Here is a 24,643-nt window from a genome sequence, read left to right as displayed (position 1 = left end):
ATCATCGGGAGTCATGACATGCGTGTGTTGTTGATGGCGTACGGCTCGCGCGGGGACGTCGAGCCGATGCTCGCACTCGGGACGGCCCTGCGGGCACTCGGTGCGGACGTGCGGGTGTGCGCCCCACCGGACTTCGCGGAGCTGCTGGACGGCGTCGGCATCCCCCTGGTCGCGCTCGGCCCGTCACTGCGCGAAATGGCGGCCAAGGCGGTGTCCGAGACGGCGAAGCCCCCGGTGGAGAGCCTGCCGGAGCGCGCGGCCCGCATGGTCGCCACCACGTACGAATCCGTCGTCACGGCGGCCGAGGGATGCGACGCGGTGGTGGCGACCGGTCTGGTCCCGGCGGCGGCCGCCGCCCGGTCCGCCGCAGAGGAACTGGGCATCCCCTACCTGTTCGTCGCCTACTTCCCGACCTACCTGCCGTCGCCGCACCACCCGCCGCTCGCGTGGCCGGGCCGGCCGCTCCCGCCGGACGTGACCGACAACCGGGTGCTGTGGGAGCAGAACGCGGAGCACCTGAACGCGCTGTTCGGCGAGGCGATCAACACCCACCGGTCGGCCATCGGCCTGCCGCCGGTGGACGACGTCCGCGCCCACGTCTTCACCGACCGCCCATGGCTGGCGGCCGACCCGCTCCTCAGCCCATGGCCGCAGCCGGCGGACCTCGACGTGGTGCAGACGGGCGCGTGGACAAGGCCGGACGAACGGCCGCTCCCGGCCGAGCTGGAGGCCTTCCTGGACGCCGGCGAGCCACCCGTGTACGTGGGCTTCGGCAGCATGCCCGTACGCGACGCGCACGACGTCGCCCGGGCGGCCGTCGAGGCGGTCCGTGCCCGGGGACACCGCGTCCTCCTCTCCCGCGGCTGGGCCGACCTGGCGTTGACCGACGAGGACGGCGACTGCTTCCCGGTCGGCGAGGTCAACCACCAAGCGCTGTTCGGCCGGGTGGCCGCCGTCGTGCACCACGGCGGCGCCGGCACCACCACCACGGCCGCCCGGGCCGGCGCGCCCCAGATCGTCGTACCCCAGATGGCGGATCAGCCGTACTGGGCCGGCCGGGTGGCCGAGCTGGGCATCGGTGTGGCCCACGACGGCCCGACACCGACCTTCGACTCCCTGTCCGCCGCGCTCGCGACGGCCCTGACCCCCGGCATCCGCTCACGGGCGCGAGACCTGGCGGCCGCGATCCGCACGGACGGGGCGGCGGTGGCCGCGAAGCTGCTGCTCGACGCGGTCGGCCCGCAAGAGAGGCCCGTGTCCGCCTGAACGGCACCGGACCCGCCGGGCGACGGCCTGTTCGCCCTTGCTGTTGCCCCTCTTGCTCCTCTTGCCCCTGTTGTCAAGCACTCGAATGTTGTCAAACACTCGAAAGGAACAGACGTGAACGTACTTGTGCTGGGTTCCACCGGCTACATCGGATCCGCCGTGGTGCGGCGGCTGGTGGCGGACGGCCACCAAGTGGTCCACTTCGTCAAGGACGCCGATCGGCTCGGTCCCGACGTGGCGTCGCGCGTCGGTGATCTGGCCGACCCGGCCTCGCTGCGGGCCGCCGTCACCGACGACATCGACGCCGTGCTGAACCTCGCCACGCCGACCGGCGACGAGACGGTCGACGCGGCGGCCGTGGACGCGCTGACCGAGCGGTTGCGCGGCACCGGGCGGGCGTTCGTGTACACCAGCGGTGTGTGGGTGCTCGGCGCCACCGGGGACACCGCGGTCGGCGAAGACGCCGCCACGGACGCGATCGCCATCGTCGGCTACCGCCCGCGCATCGAGCAGCGCGTCCTGGCGAGCGCCGCTGAGGACGTGCGGCCCGTGGTGCTGCGGCCCGGCATCGTGTACGGCCACGGCGGCGGCATACCCGGCCTGATGACCGGATGGGCCAAGGAGCACGGCACAGGCCGGTACGTCGGCTCGCCCGCCACCCGTTGGCCGATGGTGCACGTGGACGACCTCGCCGAACTCTTCGTGCTGGCCCTGACCAAGGCCGAGGCGGGAACCGTGCTGCACGGCGTGGCCCACGAGGCGGTGCCGGTAGCCGCGCTCGCCGCGGCCGCCGACCTCGCCGCGGGCGGCACCGGCCGGGCGGAGCCCTGGCCGCTGGAGCAGGCCGCCGAGGCCGTGGGTGCCCCGTTCGCCGAGGCCCTGGCGCTGAACCAGGTCGTGTCCGCGCGCCGTGCCGTCACCGACCTGGGCTGGCGGCCCGGCCGCCCGCACGTCCTGACCGAGCTGGCCGGAGGCGACCGTGGCTGACCTCATCGGTTCCACCCTGCCGATCTGTCGCACCTGCGGCACCCAGTACGCCGCCGCCCGCCCCGACTGCCCGGTCTGCCTGGACGAACGCCAGTACGTCGGGGCCGGCGGCCAGCAGTGGACCAGCCTCGCCGAACTGCGCGCCGAGGGCCACGAGGGGCGCTTCGAGGAGCAGGGCCCGGACGTGCTCGGCATCGGCTGCACGCCCGACTTCGCCATCGGCCAGCGGGCCCTGCTGCTGCGCACGGCCGAGGGCAACGTGCTGTGGGACTGCGTGCCCTACCTGGACGACGCGGTGATCCGCGAGGTGCAGGAGGCCGGCGGGATCAGCGCGATCGTCATCAGCCACCCGCACTTCTACTCCGCCATGGTCGAGTGGGCGCATGCCTTCGACGCGCCCGTGTACCTGCACGAGGCCGACCGGCAGTGGGTCGGCCGCCCCGACCCCGCCCTGCACTTCTGGAACGGGCGGACCCACCGGCTGACCGACGAACTGACGCTGATCAACCCCGGCATCCACTTCCCGGGCAGCACGGTCATGCACTGGAACACCGGGGCGGGCGCCCTGTTCACCGGCGACGTCGTCAACGTCTGCCCGGACCGTCGCTGGGTCACGATCATGTACAGCTACGCCAACCACATCCCCGAGCGGCCCGACGCCGTGCGCGCTGCCGGAGAACTGCTCGCCGGCTACCGCTTCGAGCGGATCTACGGGGCATGGTGGGACCGCGTCGTCACCAGCGACGGCAACCAGGTCCTGGCCCGGTCGGTCGACCGCTACCTGCGCTTCGAACAGGCACTGCCGATGGAGGCCCGCTCATGACGACGACGGAACACGTCCACCACCCCGACCACCACGCCGATCACCACTCCGATCACCACGCCGATCACGACCATGGCGGCCACCATCATCCCGCCGCCCACGGTTCCCACCGGGGCGACAACCCCGGCCGTGTCGGCTGGGGGACGGCCGCGCGGGCCACCGCGCACTGCCTGACCGGCTGCGCGATCGGAGAGGTCCTCGGCATGGTGCTGTCCACCGCACTCCACTGGGGGAACGCCGGCTCCGTCGCGCTCTCCGTCGGCCTGGCCTTCCTGTTCGGGTACTCGCTGACCGTGCGCAGCGTCCTCAAGTCCGGAGTCGGACTGAGACGGGCGATCGGCGTGGCGCTGGCAGCGGACACCCTGTCGATCGCCGTCATGGAGGTCGCGGACAACCTGACCATGGTCGTCTTCCCCGGTGCCATGAACGCGACTCTGGGCGAGGCGGTCTTCTGGACCGCCCTCGCGCTCTCCCTCGTCGTGGCGTTCACCACCACCCTGCCGGTCAACAAGTGGATGATCGGCCGAGGAGGCGGCCACGCCGCCCTCCACGCCCACCACCACTGACCGCGACACGCCGCAGAACGATCAGCCTGCCGGTCGGCTCTCGGTCGGCGGGCCGGTCGTTCAGCGGTGCTCGGGGTTGGCGAATTCGGGTCGGCAGCCGGCATCCCAGGCCGAACGCCGGTCGCCGTGCGTGGGGATCCCGCCGGCCCGTTCGACCATCGCGGCCAGATGCATCAGGTTCCGGGACAGACCGGGCCCGCTCCGGCCTCTCAGTCGAACCGCCTACGATGATCGCCCATGACGACGAATGACGACCGAAGACCCCTGGTCGACGGACGCTTCCGACTGATCTCCCGACTCGGCAGCGGCGGCATGGGCACCGTCTGGCGCGCCCGCGACATCGCCCTCGACCGCGACGTCGCCCTCAAGGAGGTCCGCCCGCCCGACCCCGCCGTCGAGGACGCCAACCCCGGCTTCGCCGCGCAGTTGCGTGAACGCGCCGTCCGCGAGGCCCGCGCCCTGGCCCGGCTGTCGAACCCGCACGTCGTGACGATCCACCACATCATCGAGCCGCAGGACGGCTCGCACCCGTGGATCGTGATGGAGCTCGTCGAGGGCAGCTCCGTGTACGACCGGCTCGCCGTGGGCCCGATGCACGTCCCCGAGGTGCTCGCCCTCGGCCGCCAGGTCCTCTCCGCACTGCGCGCCGCGCACGCCGCCGGCATCCAGCACCGCGACGTCAAACCCGCCAACGTCCTGCTCCGCCACGACGGCGGGGCCGTGCTCACCGACTTCGGCATCGCCGCGTTCGACGGCGCCACCTCCCGGCTCACTTCCACGGGCGACCTGATCGGCTCGCCGGAGTTCATCGCCCCGGAGCGGGTCCGCGGCGAGGAGGGCAATCCGGCCTCCGACCTGTGGTCGCTCGGCATGCTCCTGTACGTGGCGGCCGAGGGCCACCACCCGCTGCGCCGCGCCACCGGCCTCGCGACCGTGGTCGCGGTGCTCGACGACCCGATCCCCGCGCCGGTGCGGTCCGGCGCACTGGGTCCCGTACTGACCCGGCTCCTGGTCCGCGATCCGGCGCAGCGGCCGGACGGCGCGCTCCTGGACCGGCTGTTGGCGGAGGCTGAGGGCGCCGCCGCCGCCGCGGCTCCTGCTCCCGCCGCTGTTCCCGCCGTTCCTTCGGCGCCCGTCGCCGTCCCCGTCACCCCCGGCCCGTACCCGCCGGCGCCCGCGCCGTACCCGCACCCTGCCTACGGCCCACCCGCCGCGCCGGGCGCGGGCTTCGGCCGGCCGACGCTGCCCACCCCCGCGCCCTCGAGCCCGCGCAAGCGCGCCGCCGGCGTCGCCGTCGGCCTCGCGCTGGCGGCCGCCGCCGTGATCGGCGTCGTGAACCTGTTCCCCGACGGCAACGACGGCGACAACGGCAGCGGCGGGACCTCCGGGGCGAAGGGCGGCGCCTCGCCGACCGGCGCCGTACGCACCCCCGGCCAGGGCTCGGGCACGGGCACGGATTCGTCCGCCACCGCCTCCGCCCCCACGCCAGCGGTCCGCGGCAGCCTCCTCACCACCGCCAACGTCCGTGCCGTCATCGCGGAGTTCCGCCGGGCGAGCGGCACCACGACGATCAAGGACCTGACGGTCTACGAGGAGTACGCCCTGGCGAACATCCCGACCCGGCCCGGCGCGAAGACCTACGACGCGTACGAGTACCGGGCCGGCGTGGCCAGGAAGACCGGCCCCGGCGGCACCATCAGCGCCGACGCCGACGAGCAGCCCTTTGACGTGTCCACGATGCCCTGGGACAGTCTCCCCGCGCTGATGAAGCGCGGCGAACGCGACCTCAAGGTGGACGACCCCACGATGCGCTACGTCGTCGTCGACCGCTGGACCTTCAACGACGACCGTCCGACACTGCGCTTCTACCTCAGCAACGACTACCGGGCCAGCGGTTATCTCGCCGTTGACGCCTCCGGCAAGGTCGTGTCGACCCTGCCCGCGTCCTGAAGTCACCGACCCGGGTTCAACGTCGCCGCCGGGCGCCGGGGCGTGGCGCCGTCCTGTCCGAACGTGCAGGGAGGACGGCCCCAGCAGTGGGGCCGTCCTCCCTGTTCCGGATGCTGGTTACGGCTTGCGTCCGCACCACGCCACGAGGCGGTCGATGGCCGGCGCGTCCGCGTCGACGTCCACCGCCGGCCCGAACGGCGCACCGTCACGCGGCCCGGTGGGCAGCCCGCGCCTCATGGCGGCGTACGAGATCGCCACGAGTTCGGGGTCCCAGTCCGGGAACTGTCCGGTCGCGGTGGCCATGTCCCAGGTGTGCACGGTGAATTCCGAGGTCCAGACGGCCGCGGCGGCAGCACCCGGAAGGCTGCCGAACGGCAGTGTCAGTATCCGGCCCAGGACCGCGGGATCCGCCCACGCCGCCTCGACCTCACGCACCGCGGCGTCCCACGCCTCTTGCCATTCGGCGCCCGCGAGGTCGTCGGCGACCGTGGGGAGGCTCATCACGTCGCCGCCGCGCCCGGCGACGGCGATCCGGCGCAGCACGGCGACCAGGTGTCCGGCCAGCCGCCGGACGGTGAACTCGGTGCAGGGCGTGGGCCCGTCGAACTGCTCGGGCCGGACCGCGGCGACGGTGCGTCCGGCCAGCGCGATTGCCTTCAGCAGGCCCTGGCGAGGGTCGTGGGTCGGGTCAGGGGCGACAGTGGACTGCGGGGTGTTCTCAATCTGTGTCATGACCTCATCCTGGAAGCCAAACAGGTCATCTCCTGGCCTCTTTCCGGAAGAGAATGGCCGCTATGAGAGCCGACCGCCTCGTGGCAACCCTGCTGTTCCTCCAAACACGCACCCGTGTGACCGTGGCCGAGGTCGCCGCCGAACTCGAAGTGTCGCCACGGACCGCCCGCCGCGACCTGGAAGCCCTGTCCACCGCGGGCGTCCCCGTCTACTCGCAGCGTGGCCGCGGCGGCGGATGGTCGCTGGTCGGCGGCGCCCGTACGGACCTCACCGGGCTGACCGCCGAGGAGATCCGGGCACTGTTCCTGCTCGCGGGGCCTTCGGCGACCACGCCCGAACTCCGTACGGCACTGCGCAAGTTGGTACGGGCGCTGCCCGCGCCCCTGCGGGCGGGCGCCGAGGCCGCGTCGCGGGCCGGCCTCACCGACGGCACGAACTGGTCACGCGCCGACGTCACGACCACCGGGCCGCACCTCGACGAGCTCCGGCGGGCCGTGGTGGACGGGATCCAGGTGCGGCTCGGGTACGCCGGGCCCGGCAAGCCCGTCGGCGTGCGAACCGTCCATCCGCTCGGGCTCGTGACCAAGGCCGGTCACGACTACCTCGTCGCCGAGACGGAGCGGGGCTTGCGAACCTTCCGGCTCAGCCGGGTCGCCTCGGTCCAGGCAACCGGCGAGCCCGTCGTACGGCCGCCCGGCTTCGACCTTCCGACGGTCTGGCGTTCGTTCGCCGCGCGCTTGGAGGAGCGGCTGTACGCGGCGACGGTTCGGGCCCGGGCCGAGCCGGGTGCCATGGCGATCCTGGAGCGGCTGTTCGACGGGCGCCTGCACGTCGGTCCGACGCTCCCCGACGGGTGGACGGAGATACGGGTCGACGGGCCGACGCCGGAGGTCGTCGCGACACAGCTGGCCGGGCTGGGGGCACGCATCGAGGTGCTGGACCCGCCGGAGGCAAGGGAGCGGCTCGCACGTCTGGCCGTTGAGCTGGCCGGTGTGTACGGACCGCCGGGCCCTTCCTGAGACCGAACCGTCGCCGCATCTCCACCGCGGTCGGGGCCACCGCCCTGAGCACCTCGACCTGCACGCCCTGGCGCTCCCGTCGTCCGGCCGGCCCGCAAGAGCGCTTCACCCGGGGTGCCCCTGCGGGCCGGCCGCTGATTTCACCCCATCGTCCACTGCTGGTTCGTGCCGCCACTGCAGGACCACAGCTGGACGGGCGTGCCGTCGGTGGTTCCCAGACCGGCCACGTCCAGGCAGAGCCCTGACTGCACCCCGGTGACGGTACCGTTCGGGTTGAACTTCCACTGCTGGTTGGACTGGCCGTTGCAGGACCAGACGATCACCTTGGTGCCATCGGTGGTCCCCTTGGCGCTGGCGTCCAGGCAGAGCACGCCGCCACCGGCGTTCACGGTCAACTGGTTCGACGCCGTACGCGTCCAGGTCTGGTTCGCGCCGCCGCTGCAGGCGTAGATCTGCTGCTGCGTGCCCGGCGTCGCGTTCGCGTCGGTCAGGCATTTGCCTGCGGCCACCGCACGCAGCGCGCCCGTCGTGCCACCGGAGGAGCCTGCGTCCAGTCCCATGAAGTGGACCGCGTCGGCGGCCATCTCCGTGCCCTGGACCGGCAGTTGGTGTCCCGCCCCAGCGATGCTGTACGCCTCGACCTGGGGGGTGCCGACGCTGTTGTTGTACCGGGTCCGGGTCCAGTTGGTCGCGGGGGTGTCGGTGGCCGACGGCGTCTGACTCACGCCGAGGACGTCGGTCCACTGCTTGATCTCTTCGCCGAGGTTGTTGTGACTCAGGATGGTGTCGGCGGTCCCGTGCCACAGCTGCACCCGCGGCCGCGGGCCGGTGTAGCCGGGGTATCCGGTGTTCCGCACCAGGCCGCCCCACTGCTGCGGCGTCATGGACACCTGGCCCTGGGCGCAGGCCGAGTTCCAGCCGCGCACCGAGCCGGTGTGGAAGCAGTGGTAGGGCACTCCCATGAACGCCGCGCCCGCTTTGAAGACGTCGGGGTAGTCGGCGAGCATCACGTTCGTCATCATGCCGCCCGAGGACTCCCCGGTCACGTACACGGCGTTGGGATTGCCGCCGTAGCGCTGCTGCGCGTAGGTGATCATCGACATGAGCCCGACCGGGTCGCTGCCGCCGTTGCGGGTCAGCGCCTGGTCCGAGGAGACGTCCCAGCAGCTTCCGCTCGGACTCGTCGAGGGGTAGATGACGAGGAACCCGTACTTGTCTGCCTGGGAGGCGAAGTCGGTGCTCGAGTACATGTAGGGGCCCGTCCCCTGGCAGCCGTGCAGTGCGAGCAGAATCGGCGGGCTGGGCTTGACGTGGTCCGGCACGTACAGGTGCATCAGCAGACCGGTCGGGTTGGTGCCGAAGTTCGTGATCTGGACCAGCGACGCGGCAGCGGCCCGTGGGGCCGCCTGCAGGTTCAGGCCGAGCGCGAGGCCGAGCACGGTGATGATGCCGAGCAGCCGGGCCGCGAGCGAGCGGGATCGGGACATGGGACCTCTCCGTCGGGATTGCCAAGAGCGTGAGGAGGTTCCGGCGCCACCACGGAGACAACGCCACCGATACTCGTGCCGGTCCACCGCTTCCGTCAACAACCGTGCCAAGACCTCACGGTGGCCGGTCGGGCCGCCGGGCGTGCGCCCGGCAGCCCGCGACGGTCACTCCCGTCCGGGGCCCGCTCCGCCCACGTGCGGATACGCCGACGACCGGCCCAGGAGCCCGCGATGCGCGGTGAACGCCGCACATGGGCCGGCCACCGAGAGCGGAGGAACACGCCCCGGCCACCGCCTCGGGGCGGTCCGTGCGCGGAGTATTGACAACACGCTTCGCCTGATGGAGATTTCACCGGGGAAGCCTTGGAGAGGCTTCTCCACGGAAAATGTTAGCGCTAACATTCTCTGCGAGGGGGCCCGGCGCCCACCCATTCCCCTCGGTTGTCTCCCGCTCCGTGTGCTTCGCCCGGCAGGAACGGCCCGGTGGAGCATGCACTCGCGTGAAGCTGTTCGGCGCGGCCCCGAGGCAGGACCTCAGCTGAGGCCGCTGTCGTCGCGGGCACTGTCGCGCGATGGACCTGCTCGATCCGGAGCCGGCTTCCACCGGACCTCCGACCGGTCCGGCCCGCACTCAACGGTGCTCGGGGTTCTCGAAGTCGAACCGGCAGCCGGCGTCCCACTCGGAGCGCTGGTTTCCGTGGGCGGGGATGCCACCGGTGTCCTTGAGCATCCTCGCCAGGTGGAGCTGGTTCCAGGTCATGAAGGTCGTGTTCCGGTTGGTGAAGTCGTTGTCCGGCCCGCCGGAGCCGGGGTCGAGGTACGACGGGCCCGGGCCGGCCTCGCCGACCCAGCCCGCGTCCGCCTGCGGCGGAATGACGTATCCGAGGTGCTGGAGGCTGTAGAGGACGTTCATCGCGCAGTGCTTGGCGCCGTCCTCGTTGCCGGTGATCAGGCAGCCGCCCACGCGACCGTAGTAGGCGTACTGGCCGCGCTCGTTGAGGATCGAGGAGCAGGCGTACAGGCGCTCGATCACCTGCTTCATGACCGAGGAGTTGTCTCCCAGCCACACCGGCCCCGCCAGGGTCAGGATGTCGGCGGCCATGACCTTCGAGTAGATGACGGGCCACTCGTCCGTCTCCCAGCCGTGCTCCGTCATGTCCGGCCAGACACCGGTCGCGATGTCGATGTCCACCGCCCGCAGCACCTCGACCTCGACCCCCTGGCGCTCCATGATGCCGGTGCTGATGTCGATCAGGCCCTGAGTGTGGCTGCGCTCCGGCGAACGCTTGAGGGTGCAGTTGATCACCAGGGCGCGGAGATCACGGTAGGACGTGCCGGTTTCGGTCATCGATGCGTTCCCCTGCGGACGAGTGGGTGGTCGGGCGGCGCAACACGCCCGGCTGCCGACGTCGATAGGGCCCCGGGTTGGTCCGGCCGAAGATCCGGTCTACTGTCTCGCCTCGCCGGGTGGAAGGACCGGTCGCCGCGCCAACGGTCACGCAGTCGGCCACCCGATCAGCCGCATGGCCCCGCACCGATGACATGGATTCCCGAATCAGATCGGCACGCAGAGCTCCAGGATGTCCGCGGCCATCACCTGGGCGTGGAGCGCCGGCGCGTGCTGAGGTCGTCGTAGCGGTACGGGCTGGTGGGCATCGACCGGCTCCTCGCAGAGTGGGGTGGCCCTCCCAGCCTGCGAGGAGCGCGCCGCGCCGGCCGCCGGCCGGCACGGCGCGCCCGACCGATTGGTGCGGGCGATCTGCCCGCACCACGGTCAGCCGATGGTCAGCCGACGGTGAGCGAGGTGTCGTCGATCACGAAGGAGGTCTGCAGCGTGGAGCCCTCCGTGCCGGTGAACCGCAGCGTCACGGTCTGGCCCGCGTACGCGGCGAGGTTGAAGCTGCGCTGGACGTAGCCGCTCGACGCGTTGAGGTTGGAGTACGTCGCCAGCGTGGAGAGCACCGCGCCGGAGCTGTTCAGGACCTCGACCTTGAGCTTGTCGTACGCCGTGGTCGTGGTGGTCTCGTCGGTGTCGATCCGGGTGTAGAAGCCGAGCGTGGCCGTGGTGCAGCCGGCCGGGATCGTCACCGTCTGGGACAGCGTGTCGGTGTGCGCGGAGCCGTAGCCGCTCAGCCAGGCCTTGTACGAGCCGGTACGGGCGGGGCGCGCCGGGTCGTTGGTGATGACGCCCGACGAGGCGGTCCAGACGGTGTCGCCGGACTCGAAGCCCGGGTTGCCGAGCAGCTGCCCCGCGGTGCAGGTGGTGCCGCCGCCACCGCCACCGCCGGTGGTGGCCTTGGAGAGCCAGTCGGTGGCGTTCAGGGCGAGGGCCGCGTTGGTGCCGGCGGTGTCGTTCCAGCCGTCGTACAGCGTGTTCCCGGACTGGCCGGTGCCGTCGTCGATCGGCGAGCTGTCGCCCCAGATCGCGACCCGGCCGCTGCCGAAGGTGCTGGTCGCGAAGAAGGCTCCGGTGTTTCCGGAGTAGCCGGTGCGGTAGATCAGGCCCTTGACGGAGGGGTTGTCGGCCGGCTTGAGGGTGGCGGTGGTGCCGTTGCGGATGATGCTGCCGGTCACCTTGCCGAAGGCGCCGTTGAGGACCGGGTCGGTGGTGTCGGCGATCGCCCGCGGGTTGTCGGTCTGGATGTTCAGGACGTCGAGGCTGAAGCCGAACGGGTCGGTGTTGTCGACGCCGTTGTCGCTCATCAGGTCGTTGATGATGGCGAGGGCGTCCCAGCCGTCGTTGTTGCGGTCGGCGACCGTGTGGTCGGAGACCAGGAAGAGACCGCCGCCGTTCTGGACGAACTTCATGACCGCGGTCTTCTCGCTCGCGCTGAGCCGGATGTTGGGCTCGGGCAGCACGAAGGTGTCGAAGTTCTGCAGGTCGGTCGCGGCGGTGGTGCCGTAGGTGATGGTGCCGCCCGACGGCAGCGTCTTGAGCGAGTAGCGCCCGGTCTTCTGCAGTGCCACGCCCCAGGCGGAGATGGCTCCGGTCCAGTCGGTCTCGACCGAGGGCGACGGGTTCTGGGTGAGCGGGTCGGGCTGGCCGGTTCCGATGATCCAGTCGGCGTTTCCGGCGGTCTCCGCCTTGGAGTTGTCGAAGAGCACGCGCAGCGGCGTGGTCGTGGCGGTGGTGGCGGTCGTGGCCGTCGTGGCGTCCGGCGCGGCGGCCGCGGGGGCGCTCAGCGCGGGAGCGGCGGCAGCGGCGAGGAGAGCGCCACACGCGGTCAGGGTGGCGAAGCGGCGGGTGGACCTTCTGAGTCCGAGCATCCGTCAGACCTCCGTGAGGGGGTGAGGGGGGAAGGCGGTGCGGGAGCCAATTCTGCGCGCGTAGAACGTCGGGGATCGAACGCCCGGCGCACGTGTTCTTGAACCGTACATGACGAGACGGTGTGGCTGGAACGGCTTGATCCGGGATGGCGGGCGGCTCGGTGGATCGGGGCCGCCGGAGAGGAAGCCGGGCATTCCCGGGATATCCCTTGATCGACCACTTTCAGCAAAGTAAAGGCACCGTCAAATCCGCTGGTAGAACGTGGTGTTGGAGGCCGGTTGATCCCTAGGGTGCGGATGACCGCGTCGCGTCCCCGCACGCGGTGACGCCCGCCGGATCCGGCCGGGCGTCGTTTTGTGCTGCCCTGAAGTCTCTGGAGTTGTTATGAGGGCGTGGTATGCCCACCCACCGATGTGGTCCAGACACAGACGTAGATCACTGTCGGTGATCCTGACCGCGGTGCTCGCGGTCCTGCTGTCCCTGGTGACGGTCCCCGAGGCGCAGGCCGCCCGCGGACCCCACCCCAAGGTGTGGACGCCGCCGAACACCAAGCTGGACAAGACGAAGTCCGTCGAAGGCACGACGGACCCCGGCGAGCTCGGCGCCTCCGTCGACCCCCGCACCGGGGTCGCCGGCCGCTGGCGGTCGGTCCACAAGCCGGTGCCGACCGGTTCGGCCACCGTCGCCCTGCCGCACGCGCCCGGCGCCGGCCGCAAGGCCGCCGCGATACGCGCCGGCAAGCTGCCCGTCTCCGTCGCCGACCTCGGCTCCGCGAAGCCCGCGAAGTCCGCGAAGTCCGGGTCGAAGGCCGCCAAGGGCACGAAGTCCGGCAAGTCCGCCAAGGGTGCGAAGAAGGCCGCCGGCAGCGCCGCCGGAGATTCGGCCGAGGACTCCGACCCGGCCGGCGCCGCCTCCGTCAGCGTCACCGTCAGCGATGCCGCCGCGGGCAAGGCCGCCGGCGCCTTCGGAAACCTGGTCACCGTCCGCGGCGCCTCGCCCGCGACCGACGCCGGACGCGCCGTCCGCGTCGAACTCGACGTCAACACGCTGCAGGGCGCCGGCTCCTGGCGCGACCGCGCCCGCCTCGTACGGATGCCCGCCTGCGCGCTGACCACCCCCGCGAAGGCCGGCTGCCGCACCCGTACGCCCGTCCCGGCCACCCTGGACCCGCGCACCGGGAAGCTGACCGCCGACGTCACGCTGCCCGCCACGACGCAGACCGGGAGCACCGGCGCCCAGCAGTCGTTCGCCACGCAGCAGACCTCGACCGCGATGGTGCTGTCCGCCGAACCGGCCACCTCGGGCTCCGGCGGCTCCTTCGCGGCCACCCCGCTCTCGCCGTCGGCATCGTGGAGCGCCGGATCCAACGCCGGCAACTTCACGTACAGCTACACCTTCTCCATGCCGACCGCGATCGGCGGAGCCGCGCCCAGCGTCATGCTCGGCTACGACTCCTCCACGGTCGACGGCATGACCGCCGCCTCCAACTCCCAGGCGTCCTGGGCCGGTGAGGGCTGGGCCTACACCCCCGGCTTCATCTCGCGGCAGTACAAGCCGTGTCTGAAGAGCGGCATCGACATGTCCGGCGACGAGTGCTGGGCGGGCCAGACGCTCAGCCTCAACCTGGCCGGCCACTCCGGCCAGGTCGTCAAGGACGACACCACCGGCGTGCTGCGCCTCCAGGGCGACGACGGCACGAAGATCACCCCGCTCACCGGGCTGAACAACGGCGCCTGGAACGGCGAGGGCTTCAAGGTCACCACGACCGAGGGCACCGACTACTACTTCGGCGCCAACCACCTGCCCGGCGGTGACGGCAGCGACACGGCCTCGAACTCGGTGAACACCGTGCCGGTGTACCACCCGAAGTCCGGCGACCCCTGCTACAGCGCCTCCACCGGGCTCGCCTCGTGGTGCCAGATGGGCTGGCAGTGGAACCTCGACTACATCGTCGACCTCCACGGCAACCTCATCAGCTACACGTACGACAAGGAGGACAACTGGTACGCCCGGGGCGGCGGCCAGAACAACGGCAACGGCACCCCCACCAAGTACCAGCGCGCCTCCCAGCCCCACACGGTCTCCTACGGCCAGCGCCTGCCCGAGCAGGTCGCCGCGAAGGGCGGCCTCAAGGCCGCCGTCGTGATGACCTTCACGGCCAAGGAGCGCTGCTTCGAGACGACCGGCTGCGAGCCGGCGGACCGCACCCTCGCGAACCAGAGCCGCTGGAAGGACACGCCGCTCGACCAGCAGTGCGCCGACACCGGCACCTGCACCGTCTACGGCCCGACCTTCTGGACCTCCAAGCGGCTCGCCGAGGTCAAGACCGAGGTCCTCGTCGGCACCGGCTACCGCACCGTCGACAACTGGACGCTGACCCACGGCTGGTCCTACCCCGAGGACACCACCGAGAGCCCCACCATGTGGCTCCAGTCGATCAAGCGCACCGGCTCCAACGGCCTCGCCGCGCTCGACCTGCCCCCGGTCACCTTCACGGGCATACAGATGCCCAACCGGGTCGACGAGGTCACCGTCACCGCCTCGCGGTTCAACCGGCCGCGCATGACGGCGATCGTCACGGAGACCGGCGGCCGCATCAACATCGGCTACAAGCAGGTCGAGTGCTCGCGCAAGGCCGGCACCATGCCCGCCTCGCCCGAGACCAACACGATGGCCTGCATGCCGGTCAAGTGGGTCAAGCCGAACTCGCCGGCGGGCACCGCGCCGTCGCTCGACTGGTTCAACAAGTACCTGGTCGCCTCGGTCACCCAGGAGTCCATGGTCACCTCCGGCGTCGCCCGGGTCACCGAGTACGAGTACGGAGGCGGCGCCGCCTGGCACCGCAACGACTCCGAGTTCGCGGACGACGACACCCGGACGTACGACAACTTCCGGGGCTACGCCACGGTCACCACGACCACCGGCAACGGCACCGACGGCCCCAAGAGCAAGTCCGTCGCCACCTTCCTGCGCGGCATGGGCGGCCAGGTGACCGACACCTGGGGCGGCACCATCACCGACGAGGAGGAGTACGCGGGCTTCGTCCGCGAGACCCAGACCTTCGAGTCGGTCGCGGCGGACGCCAAGGTCCTCAGCGGCGAGCTGAGCACCCCGTGGCGCTCGGAGATCACCTCCACCCACACGCCGTCCGTGTCCGGCCTGCCGAAGGTCACCGCCCGGTTCATCAACACCGCCCAGGTCCGGGAGCGGGCGCGGCTCGCCGACGGCAGCTGGCGGGAGACGAAGCGCGAGGTCACCTACGACCCCGACCTCTCGCACGCCGCACGCGTGCAGAAGGTCGACGTCTACGGTGACGTCACCAAGCCCGAGCAGCGCCAGTGCACCGAGACGTCCTACGCCTCCGGCGCCAACCCGATGCTGATCGAGCTCCCGTACCGGGTCCTGACGCTGGCCGGACCGTGCGGCGCCACGCCGAACGCCGCCAACACCATCGCGGACACCCGGAACCTGTACGACAACCAGCCGCTGGGCACGGTCGGCGACCGCGCGCTGCAGACCTCCACCGAGGTGCTGAGCTCGTACAACGCGGACGGCTCGGCGAACTACCGGGTCACGGCCAAGGCCACCTTCGACAAGTACGGCCGCCAGGTCTCCACGACCGACCCGAACACCAAGGACACCGCGCACCCGGACGGCGCGACGACCACGACGGCGTACACGCCGGCCGAGGGCGCGCTGCCGACCTCCGTGGCGGTGACCAACCCGCTCGGCTGGACGTCCACCACCACGATGGACCCGGGCCGCGGCCTGCCGACCCGCGCGGTGGACGAGAACGGGCGCTTCACGGACGAGGAGTACGACTCCCTCGGCCGCCTGGTCGCGGTGTGGAAGCCCGGCCGTGACAAGGCCACCCAGTCCCCGAACCAGAAGTTCGCCTACGACCTCAAGATCAACCGCGACGGCCCGGCCGCCATCACCACGCAGAACCTGCGCGAGGACGGCAGCTACGGCACCAGCATCCAGATCCACGACGGCTTCGGCCGGGTCCGCCAGACCCAGGCGCAGCCGCCCTTCGGCTCCGTCGGCCGGCTGATCTCGGACGCGATCTTCGACACCCAGGGCCGCCAGGTCCAGACGACCCCGTCGTACTTCAACAACGACTCGGGTCCGACGGCTGTCGTCTTCGTCCCCCAGGACGCGCAGATCCCGGCGCAGACCTGGAACGAGTACGACGCCCTGGGCCGGGTGACGGTCAGCAAGTTCATGTCGTACGGCCAGGAGCAGTGGCGCACGACGACGACGTACGCGGGGGCCGACCGGATCGACGTGACGCCGCCGCCGGGCGGGTTCGCGAGCTCGTCGATCACGGACGCGCTGGGGCGGACGACGGAGGTCAGGCAGTACAAGTCGGGCACGCCGACGGGTGCTTATGACGCCACCACCAGCTCTTACGACGCCTCCGGCCACGTCGTGCTCCGCAAGGACTCCTCCGGCCACGAGTGGCACTACACGTACGACCTGTTGGGCCAACTGACCGTCAACTCCGACCCGGACTCCGGCACGGCCAGGACCGCCTACGACGCAGGCGGCCGGATCACCACGGCCACGGACGCGCGCGGAAAGTCGCTCAGCTTCACATACGACCTGCTGGGCCGCAAGACGGCCGCGTACGAGGGGACGGACACCAGCGACCCGGCCAAGAAGAGCCTTGAGTGGACCTACGACACCAAGGCGAAGGGCAAGCCGGACACGTCCACCCGCTTCGTCAACGGAGCGGCGTACAAGTCGACCGTGACGGGATACGACTTCGGCTACCGGCCCACCGGCATGTCGATGACGATCCCGGCCAGTGAGGGGGTGCTCGCCGGCACGTACGTGTCCTCGGTGACGTACACGCCGGTCCTCGGCCTGCCGAAGACCGTGACCCTGCCCGCGGTTACCGGGGCGGGGCTGACCGCCGAGCGGCTCACCAACTCCTACGACGTCGACGGCAACTTCATCGGCTCCAGTGGCAAGTCCGCGCTGGTCACCGATGTGCAGTACGACGCCTTCGGCCGGCCCACGCGCACCACGGTGGGTCCGTACGGCTCCCAGGTGGTCACCACCCAGCTGTACGACGTCGGCACCGGCCGGGTCACGCAGTCCACCCTGGACAGCCAGCTCGCCGGCACGCACGTCGACTTCACCTCCTACACCTACAACAAGGCGGGCTCGCTCACCTCGGCCCGCAACGTGCAGGACGGCACCAGCGTCGACACGCAGTGCTTCACCTACGACTACCTGGGCCGGCTCACCGCTGCCTGGACCGACAACGGCGGCACCACCACGGCGCCCGCCCCGTCGGTCTCCGGCATCGGCGGTTGCGCCAACCCGACCGAGCCGACGGCGGCCGACGCCGCCGCGCGGGTCGGTGGCCCGTCGCCGTACTGGCAGTCGTACGGGTACGACCTGACCGGCAACCGCACCAAGCTGGTCCGGCACGACCCGACGGGCGCCACGGCCAAGGACCAGACGGTCGACCAGACCTTCGCCACCGGCCCCAACACCCCGACCACCGCGCCGGACACGGGCGGCGGCACGGGGGGCCCGCACGCGCTGGCGACATCGAAGTCGACCGTCGGCACCACCGTGAAGACGGCGACTTACCAGTACGACGCGTCCGGCAACACCACCGCCATCACCGACACGTCCGGCACCAAGCGGATCAACTGGAACACCGAGGGCAGGATCGAGTCCGTCGCGGACACCGCTGCGGCGGGGCCGACGAGCTATGTCTACGACGCCTCCGGCGGCCAGCTCATCCGTCGATCGCCGGGCAAGGTGACACTGTTCCTCGGCGCCGACGAGATCGTCCTGGACACGGCGTCCGGCGCGGTCTCCGACACCCGGAGCTATCCGGCGCCGGGCGGCCTCACCGTCACCCGCGTCACCAAGAGCGGCGCGGGCAAGCTCTACTACCAGGCCGCCGACCCGCACGGCACGAACGGCGTCCAGTTCGAGGCCGGCAGCCTGAGCGTCACGCGCCGCCCGAGCGACCCCTTCGGCAACGCGCGCGGCAGCCAGCCGGGCGCGGGTGTCTGGGCGGGCAGCCGCGGCTTCGTCGGCGGCACCATCGAGGAAACCGGCTTCACCACGCTGGGCGCCAGGCAGTACGACCCGGCGACGGGCCGCTTCCTGTCGGTCGACCCGGTGTTCAACGAAGGCGATCCGCAGTCCTGGAACGGCTATGCGTACGCCGACAACAACCCGATCGATCAGTCGGACCCGAGCGGTACGTGCATCCCTGCCGACGACGGCAGCGGCCGGTGCATGAGCGCCGCCGCCTGGCAGCGCTACTACGAGCAGCAGGACGGCGGCGGAGGCGGAGGCGGCGGCGGTGACGGCGGCGGCACCCCCACCGACACCGGCAGCACCCCGTCCACCCAGCAGGCCAAGAACGACAACGCCGCCAAGCAGGCTGCCGCGGCCGAGGCCCTGCGCCAGAAGCAGGCCGCCGACGAGGCCCTCGCCAAGGCCAAGCAGGAACGCGAAGAGCTGATGAGCAAGATCGTCGACGTCGTCGGCGACCTGATCGGCTTCAACGACGCGCGTGACTGCTTCACCAAGGGCGACGTCATGGGCTGCATCAACACCGCTTTGAACTTCGTCCCGTGGTCGAAGGTCTTCAAGGCGGTGAAGGTCGGCATCCGGGCCTTCAAGCTCTGGAAGGAGGGGGAGAAGGCGTACGACGCCTTCCGCGGCGCCCAGAAGATCGCCAGGGAGGCGGAGAGCGCGCTGGTCACGGCGCGCAAGACCGCCGACGAAGCGGCCGCGGCGGAGGACGCGGCCGTCCAGGCCGAGAAGCAGGCCGCCGAGGACGCGGCCAAATCGGCCGACGACGTCGGCACCTGCCCCATCGGCGGTCCGCACAGCTTCCCGGCCGGCACGTCGGTCCAGCTCGCGGACGGCACCACCAAGCCGATCGAGCAGGTCAAGGAGGGCGACCAGGTCCTCGCGACCGACCCGCAGACGGGCGTCACCCGCGCGGAGACGGTCGAGCGGCTGATCACGACCCCGGACGACAAGGAGTTCACCGACCTCGTCCTCACGTCGGACGACGGCACGACCGGCACCCTCACGACGACGTGGCACCACCCGTTCTGGGACGCCACGGCGCACCGCTGGACCGAGGCGAGTGAGCTGGCCGCGGGCCACAAGCTGCGCACGGTCGACGGCACGCCGATCATCGTCACCACGGTCCGCAACTACCACCAGGCCGTGGTCACGTACGACCTCACGGTCGACCGTCTGCACACGTACTACGTGCTGGCCGGGGCCGCGCCCGTCCTCGTCCACAACTGCGGTGTCTCCGCGGAGGCTCAGGAGCACGTGCTGAAGGGTGTGATCAACAAGGACGGCGCGTTCGCGGGGTGGCACCTCCACCCGGACCAGACCGGAGGCGTCCCCGAGAACCGCTTCATCAACGGCGACCTGGTCACCAAGGCCGATGGTACGGCCCGTGTCGTCGGAACGGTCGGTGCCCGCATGCCGGACGGCTCGATCATCACGAAGGTGGCCAAGGCGGGGCACACCTTCTTCCCGGCGGACTGGTCGGCCGAGAAGGTTGTGGCCGCCGGTGAGCATCTCCTCGCGACCGGTACCTACAAGAAGGGCGGAGCCCAGGTCTCAGGTATATACGAGGGGGTCAGGATGACCGGGTTCCTGGAGAAGGCAGCCGACGGTACGCGCGTCCTGTCGACGTTCTTCCCGCTAGGAAAGTAGGTCAGTGATGGACACGACCACCTGGTCGTTCGCGGTCGACGAGGACGAAGAGGTCATTCCGGTGGCGCCCACGGGCGTGCCGGAGAATCTACGGCTGGCCGTGGAGACCCTCATCGTCCCGCTCGGGCTCGACGCCGAAGCCGCGCGGAGCTACCTGCGCGAATGGCGACGGATGTACCGGGAGGCCGGCGTCGGCCACGTCCTCGGAACGGAAAGCGCGAGCGTCAGGCGGATCTCGTCCGACGAAGTGGAAATCAGCGATTTCTATGACGTCTTCGAGGACTGCACGATGCCCGTGGCCGAATTCGAGGGCGTACTGGAAGGGCTCGCCGCCTTTCTGACGGCTCGATAGTCGCGCCCACGACAGCGATGTGCCCTGGTGGAGCCTTGCTCCACCAGGGCACATCTCATTCGTCAGACGCTCCGGGGAGCCGGCCTCACGTCACCGCGACCGTGTGCCACCTCTGCGCCCGCGTCTGGTTGCAGTCGTACAGCTGCGGCCGCGTCCCGTTCGCCGTCGCACCGCCCGGGAGGTCGAGGCAGCGCCCCGAGGCCGGGTGGTAGAGCGAGCCGTCCGGGCGGACGGACCACTTCTGGTTGGCGCCGCCGTTGCAGGACCAGAGCTGGACCTGGGTGCCGTTGGCCCAGGGGCCGTTGCCGCCGACCTCGAGGCAGCGGCCCAGGATCTGGAGGCTGCCGTCGCCGGCGGCCTGCCATGCCTGCGCGGCCGTGCCGTTGCAGGTCCACGCCTGGACCGCGCGGCCGTCGGCCGAGACGCCGCCGTCGACGTCGAGGCAGACGCCCGCCGCCATGTCGGAGACGACCGGGCCGGCCACGCTCGCCGGGTCGACCGCGTAGTCGTGGACGACCACGTCGGCGATCGAGCCGTTGTAGAAGTTGTTCGCGCGGCCCTGGTACTTGTAGCGACCCAGGACCAGCGAACCCGCGGCCGCCAGCTTCGTGGTGTGCATGCCGGCCGAGGCGAGGGCGTCGTTGACGTACAGCGTCATCTGGCCGGTCGTGGCGTTGTAGCTGATGGTCAGCTTCGTCCACGCGCCGAGCTGGACCCGCGCCGCGCTGTTGCGCACGTCCGTCTGGTCGTACGGCCAGCCGCCGTTGTCGGCGGTGGCCATGCCGAGGTGCCAGTTGACGTAGCCGTTGCCCAGGGTGGCGGGCCACAGCATGAAGCCGCTGGCCTGGGTATTGTCCTGACTGATGACCACGCCGTCCGTCAACGCGTTGGCCTTCGTCCACAGCGAGATCGAGAAGGACTTGGTGGTGTCGACCTTGAGCCCGTCGGAGTCGATCTCGCCGTCCGTGCCGTTGAACGTCGCCACCGTGGCCGGCGCGCCGTTGACGGTGTCGCTGGTGAAGGTGACGCCGCCCTTGACCGTGCCCGGGAACTTCCCGTACGCGTCCGGGGTCTTGCCGGCCACCGCGGCGGAGAGCCGCATGCGGTCGACGGGCGCGGTGGTGTCACCCAGGTTGGCCGGGGCCTCGAAGCCGGTGACGGCGGTCGCGCTGGTGCCGCCGGCGGTCTTGCCGCGCCAGAACATCAGCTGGTCGCTGCCGGCGGCGACGGCCCACAGGTCAGCGATGCCGTCCTTGGTGGCGTCGCCGACGGTGCCGACCTTCGGGAAGGCCGCGGGCGTCAGGCCGCTGCCGATGACGGACGAGGCCGGGCCCGTGGGGCTGGCGAGACCGGACAGGTCGAGCCGGCCGTCGGCCCTGGTCCCGATCGGGTACGAGCGGAGCGTGCCGTCGGTCAGGCTTCGGGTCCACAGCGTCGGCTGCGCCTTGCCGCTCGCCGGACCGGGGTTGAGCAGCTCGAAGTTGCCCCAGTTCCCGGTGTTGGACACCAGGACGGCGTCCGCGTCGAGGCTGTTGATGCTGTTGGAGCGGTACAGCCAGAGGTTGCCGCGCTCGACCGCGAGCACGGCCGTCTGGTCGGCGGCCAGGTCGCCGTCGAAGTCGTTCAGCGCCGCCTTGGGCGCGCCGAGCGCGAGGACCTGGGTGGCCTCGGACCAGTCCGGCACCCATCCGGCCGGGGGCGCGTCGAGCGGGGTGCCGTCGGGCGCCGCGAAGGTCGTCGGCTTGTCCACGGTCGTGTAGGTGTTGAACGTGCCGTCGCCCTTGTTGGGGTAGAGGTAGAGGTTCCCCTTCAGCGCCGGGTTGGCCGTGGTGTGCGCGAAGACGTCGTCGACGCCCATGGAGCGCAGCGCGCCGCGGTGCGTGGTCTGCACGTCGTTCCACGTGGTGCCCTGCGGCGCGAGACCGAGCAGGGCGGCCTGTGCGATGGTCGGATCGCTGTCCGCCGTCATGTGCATCAGGTTGCCCGCGGCGTCCGGCTTGAGGATGTCGCCGCGGCCGTCCTTGTCCAGGTCACCGGGGACGGCGGCGCCCTTCGCCGGGTCCCATGGCACGTAGAAGGTGTACGGGAAGGGCTGGCTGTAGTTGCCCGCCACGTCCATCGCCTGGACGAACAGGACGTTGGTGCCCCAGATCCGCGGCGTGAACGAGAAGCTGCCGCTCGCGCCCCGGACCACGCCCGGGTCGGAGCACTTCCAGCCGGTGACCGGCGTCGGGTCCGTGGTCCAGCGGAAGCAGGCGGCGCCCGAGGCGTTCAGGCCGCTGCCCGGCGCCGGGTCGGTGACGTTCACCTGGAACGTGCCGGTGTCGTTGATCTTCAGCTTCGGTACGACGTTGACCGTGCCGCTCGCCGGGAAGTCGGTGGAGCTGACGCTGACCGCCGGCGGGGTCTTGTCGACGCGGAAGTAGCACCACGCGGTGTCACCGGACGAGAGCCAGCCGTCCCTGACGTTGGCGGTCCAGCCGTACTGGTGGCCGTCCGTGAAGGTGCCGGCCCAGTACTCGACCTCGCCGTAGCTGCCGGTCGGGCCGACGTCCTGCCGGACGCTCCAGTTGGAGTCGTTGTCGTCCCAGATGTGGAAGTTGGTGTAGAGCTGGTTGTAGCCGATCGGCGACCAGGTGTTGACGCGCAGCTTGACGTACTGGTTGGCGCCGACCCAGCCCGGGTTGTACCAGGGGTTGCCGCCGGGGGTCTGGCAGTCGTTGTAGCTGCCGCTGTCGGCGAAACCGGGCGTCGGGACGGTGCGCGGGTACCAGATGGTGGGCGCGATGTCGTACTCGATCGCGATGGCGGGGTCAGCGCCGAGGTGGTGACGGTAGTACATGTTGTACTCGTCGTCGCCGGCGAAGCCGACTGTCCAGTTCGACCACTTCTGGTCGGCGGCGCGCTGCACCCACCACTTGACGTCGTAGTAGATGTTGCCGTTACCGGTGATCCACGCCGTGCCGACCTTGTCGCAGCCGTTCATGTAGCCGGTGCCGCAAGGCTGGTTGTTCCAGGTGGCGCCGCCGGGGATCATCGGCGTGTTGAACAGGGCGATGCCCTTGTTGGTGCCGGGAGCGGAGGAGCTGACCACGGAGGCGGTCAGCGTGGCGCTCGCGATCTGGGCGGTGCCGTGCGAACCGTCGGCGTACAGCTGGGACGGGATGCCGAGCTGGAAGTACGAGCGGTAGCGGCCGTATCCGGTGCAGTCCGAGTAGCCGCAGTAGCCCACGCCCAGGCTGGAGAGCGTGTTGACGTTCGACGTCGTCGGGTGGTTCTCCTGGACCTGGGCGTTGACCTGGCGGTTGGCCTGGGCGCTCATCGTCGGGTCCAGGTACCAGGGGCCGGTGCCCTTGCCGAAGGTCTTCGGATCGGGCGTCAGGACGAGCGCGTCGGCGCTCGCCGCGACCTTCATGGTCGAGACGTTCGCCCCGTCACCCGGCTGCTCGGCCGAGGACCTCACACCCGCCACGGGAGCGGCCGCGCGAGCGCCGGAGGTCTGTGCCGTCTTCGTCCAGCGCGGTGCGGGAGCGGTGTAGCTGGAGTCCCACTGGAACGGGGTCGGCGCATGCAGCCGGGCCTTGCCGCGGGCGTCCTTGAGGACGATGTTGCCGGCGCGGTCGGCGGACAGGTTCAGGCCGGTGGTGCGCACCGGGAACCTGAGCTGCTTGAGCCGCGGATCGGCCGCCGCCTTCGCCGTCTTGACGACGACGACCTCGCGCCAGCCGCCGTCGGCGAGCGCGGTCATCTTCAGGTCCACGTCGGGCAGCACCGAGGCGTACGTGGCGGTGGCCCCGCTCAGCGTCGGCTTCGGCAGGGCGAACGGCGCGGTCACCGCGAACCGCTTGCCGTCGTCCGTGGTGATGGTGGCCAGTGGGCCGGTGCCGCCGCCGGACAGCGCCAGACGGGCGCCGGTCTCCTTCGGCGTGACGGTGTTTCCGGGGCCCGCGTGCAGCGTCGGGTCCAGGGTGCGCCAGTGGCCGGCGCGCTTGACCCGTACGGACTGGGCGTGGGTCTTCGTGATGAGCCGGTGGCCGTTCGGGCTGGCGACCGTCTCCGACGACTCCGTGGTCAGGGCGTCGATCGGGACGGGCTTGCCGGTCTCCTTGGCCTTGCGCAGGGCGTCCTGCACGGCCTTGTCGGTGCCGGTGGCGGCCTTCGGCTGCTGGGCGTTCCCCCGGGCGGCGATGGCCGCCGCGGTGCCGCCGGTGGCGGCGGGCGTCGCCGCGACCGCGAGCGGTGCGGCGGTCATGCCGAGCGCCAGCGCGGTGGCGAGTGCCACCGCCCCCCGGCCGGCGACGCCCTTCGTACGGACGCGGGACGGCCGGAAGGTCCGGCGTCTCGCGGCTATGTCTGACATGCGGTTCGAGTGTCCCCTCGCACGGGCCCGCCGGTCTGACGGCGGGCATACGGTCGGGAACGATGCAGGGTCGGACAGGTGGGGTCAAGCCACCTTGGCGGTGTGGGCGGC

At 71.1% G+C, this 24,643-nt stretch carries 13 protein-coding genes; 8 read left to right on the top strand and 5 right to left on the bottom strand.

Annotated elements, in window-relative coordinates:
* The first annotated feature begins 18 nt into the window (after positions 1-18).
* The 5 genes from ACWEV0_RS16875 (at position 19) to ACWEV0_RS16855 (ending at position 5,592) form a co-directional block, all read left to right on the top strand.
* Complete coding sequence (locus ACWEV0_RS16875) at positions 19-1,266, top strand: glycosyltransferase (protein WP_453150068.1); 1,248 nt, start codon at positions 19-21, stop codon at positions 1,264-1,266.
* A gap of 114 nt (positions 1,267-1,380) precedes the next feature.
* On the top strand, positions 1,381-2,253 hold the full coding sequence (locus ACWEV0_RS16870) for an NAD-dependent epimerase/dehydratase family protein (RefSeq protein ID WP_453150052.1): 873 nt from the start codon (positions 1,381-1,383) through the stop codon (positions 2,251-2,253).
* Complete coding sequence (locus ACWEV0_RS16865; RefSeq protein ID WP_453150051.1) at positions 2,246-3,076, top strand: MBL fold metallo-hydrolase; 831 nt, start codon at positions 2,246-2,248, stop codon at positions 3,074-3,076. Before ACWEV0_RS16870 ends, ACWEV0_RS16865 begins: the two co-directional genes overlap by 8 nt.
* A complete protein-coding gene (locus ACWEV0_RS16860; RefSeq protein ID WP_453150050.1) occupies positions 3,073-3,642 on the top strand; it encodes a DUF4396 domain-containing protein in 570 nt (189 codons plus the stop codon). Before ACWEV0_RS16865 ends, ACWEV0_RS16860 begins: the two co-directional genes overlap by 4 nt.
* Before the next feature lie 237 nt (positions 3,643-3,879).
* On the top strand, positions 3,880-5,592 hold the full coding sequence (locus tag ACWEV0_RS16855) for a serine/threonine-protein kinase (RefSeq protein WP_453150049.1): 1,713 nt from the start codon (positions 3,880-3,882) through the stop codon (positions 5,590-5,592).
* A 117-nt stretch (positions 5,593-5,709) separates the two neighbouring features.
* Here the strand turns inward: ACWEV0_RS16855 and ACWEV0_RS16850 are convergent, their stop codons facing one another.
* Positions 5,710-6,324: a TIGR03086 family metal-binding protein gene (locus tag ACWEV0_RS16850; protein WP_453150048.1), complete on the bottom strand. Its 615-nt coding sequence runs from the start codon at positions 6,322-6,324 to the stop codon at positions 5,710-5,712.
* A 62-nt stretch (positions 6,325-6,386) separates the two neighbouring features.
* Between ACWEV0_RS16850 and ACWEV0_RS16845 the strand changes: the two genes are divergently transcribed.
* On the top strand, positions 6,387-7,343 hold the full coding sequence (locus ACWEV0_RS16845; protein ID WP_453150047.1) for a helix-turn-helix transcriptional regulator: 957 nt from the start codon (positions 6,387-6,389) through the stop codon (positions 7,341-7,343).
* Positions 7,344-7,483: 140 nt separating this feature from the next.
* On the opposite strand, the gene ACWEV0_RS16840 is transcribed toward ACWEV0_RS16845, so the two are convergent.
* The 3 genes from ACWEV0_RS16840 to ACWEV0_RS16830 all read right to left on the bottom strand — a co-directional run bounded on the left by ACWEV0_RS16840 (position 7,484) and on the right by ACWEV0_RS16830 (position 12,097).
* Positions 7,484-8,830 (bottom strand): extracellular catalytic domain type 1 short-chain-length polyhydroxyalkanoate depolymerase, encoded by a 1,347-nt coding sequence (locus tag ACWEV0_RS16840; RefSeq protein WP_453150046.1) that lies wholly within the window; start codon positions 8,828-8,830, stop codon positions 7,484-7,486.
* Positions 8,831-9,461: 631 nt separating this feature from the next.
* Positions 9,462-10,178 (bottom strand): flavodoxin family protein, encoded by a 717-nt coding sequence (locus ACWEV0_RS16835; RefSeq protein ID WP_453150045.1) that lies wholly within the window; start codon positions 10,176-10,178, stop codon positions 9,462-9,464.
* 437 nt (positions 10,179-10,615) lie between these two features.
* Positions 10,616-12,097 carry a hydrolase gene (locus ACWEV0_RS16830; RefSeq protein WP_453150044.1) on the bottom strand — a complete coding sequence of 494 codons (1,482 nt, stop codon included), beginning with the start codon at positions 12,095-12,097 and terminating at the stop codon, positions 10,616-10,618.
* A 445-nt stretch (positions 12,098-12,542) separates the two neighbouring features.
* On the opposite strand from ACWEV0_RS16830, the gene ACWEV0_RS16825 reads away from it, so the two are divergent.
* Together ACWEV0_RS16825 and ACWEV0_RS16820 are read left to right on the top strand one after the other, a co-directional pair.
* Positions 12,543-19,820, top strand: a complete 7,278-nt coding sequence (locus ACWEV0_RS16825; protein ID WP_453150043.1) for a polymorphic toxin-type HINT domain-containing protein — start codon at positions 12,543-12,545, stop codon at positions 19,818-19,820.
* Positions 19,821-19,827: 7 nt separating this feature from the next.
* Complete coding sequence (locus tag ACWEV0_RS16820; RefSeq protein ID WP_453150042.1) at positions 19,828-20,172, top strand: hypothetical protein; 345 nt, start codon at positions 19,828-19,830, stop codon at positions 20,170-20,172.
* A gap of 85 nt (positions 20,173-20,257) precedes the next feature.
* On the opposite strand, the gene ACWEV0_RS16815 is transcribed toward ACWEV0_RS16820, so the two are convergent.
* A complete protein-coding gene (locus tag ACWEV0_RS16815) occupies positions 20,258-24,532 on the bottom strand; it encodes a ricin-type beta-trefoil lectin domain protein (RefSeq protein ID WP_453150041.1) in 4,275 nt (1,424 codons plus the stop codon).
* Positions 24,533-24,643: the final 111 nt, after the last annotated feature.

Source organism: Streptomyces sp. NPDC003943 (assembly GCF_053605265.1).
The sequence above is the reverse complement of the archived record's forward strand: the minus strand, read 5'-3'. Positions and strand labels throughout refer to the sequence as shown.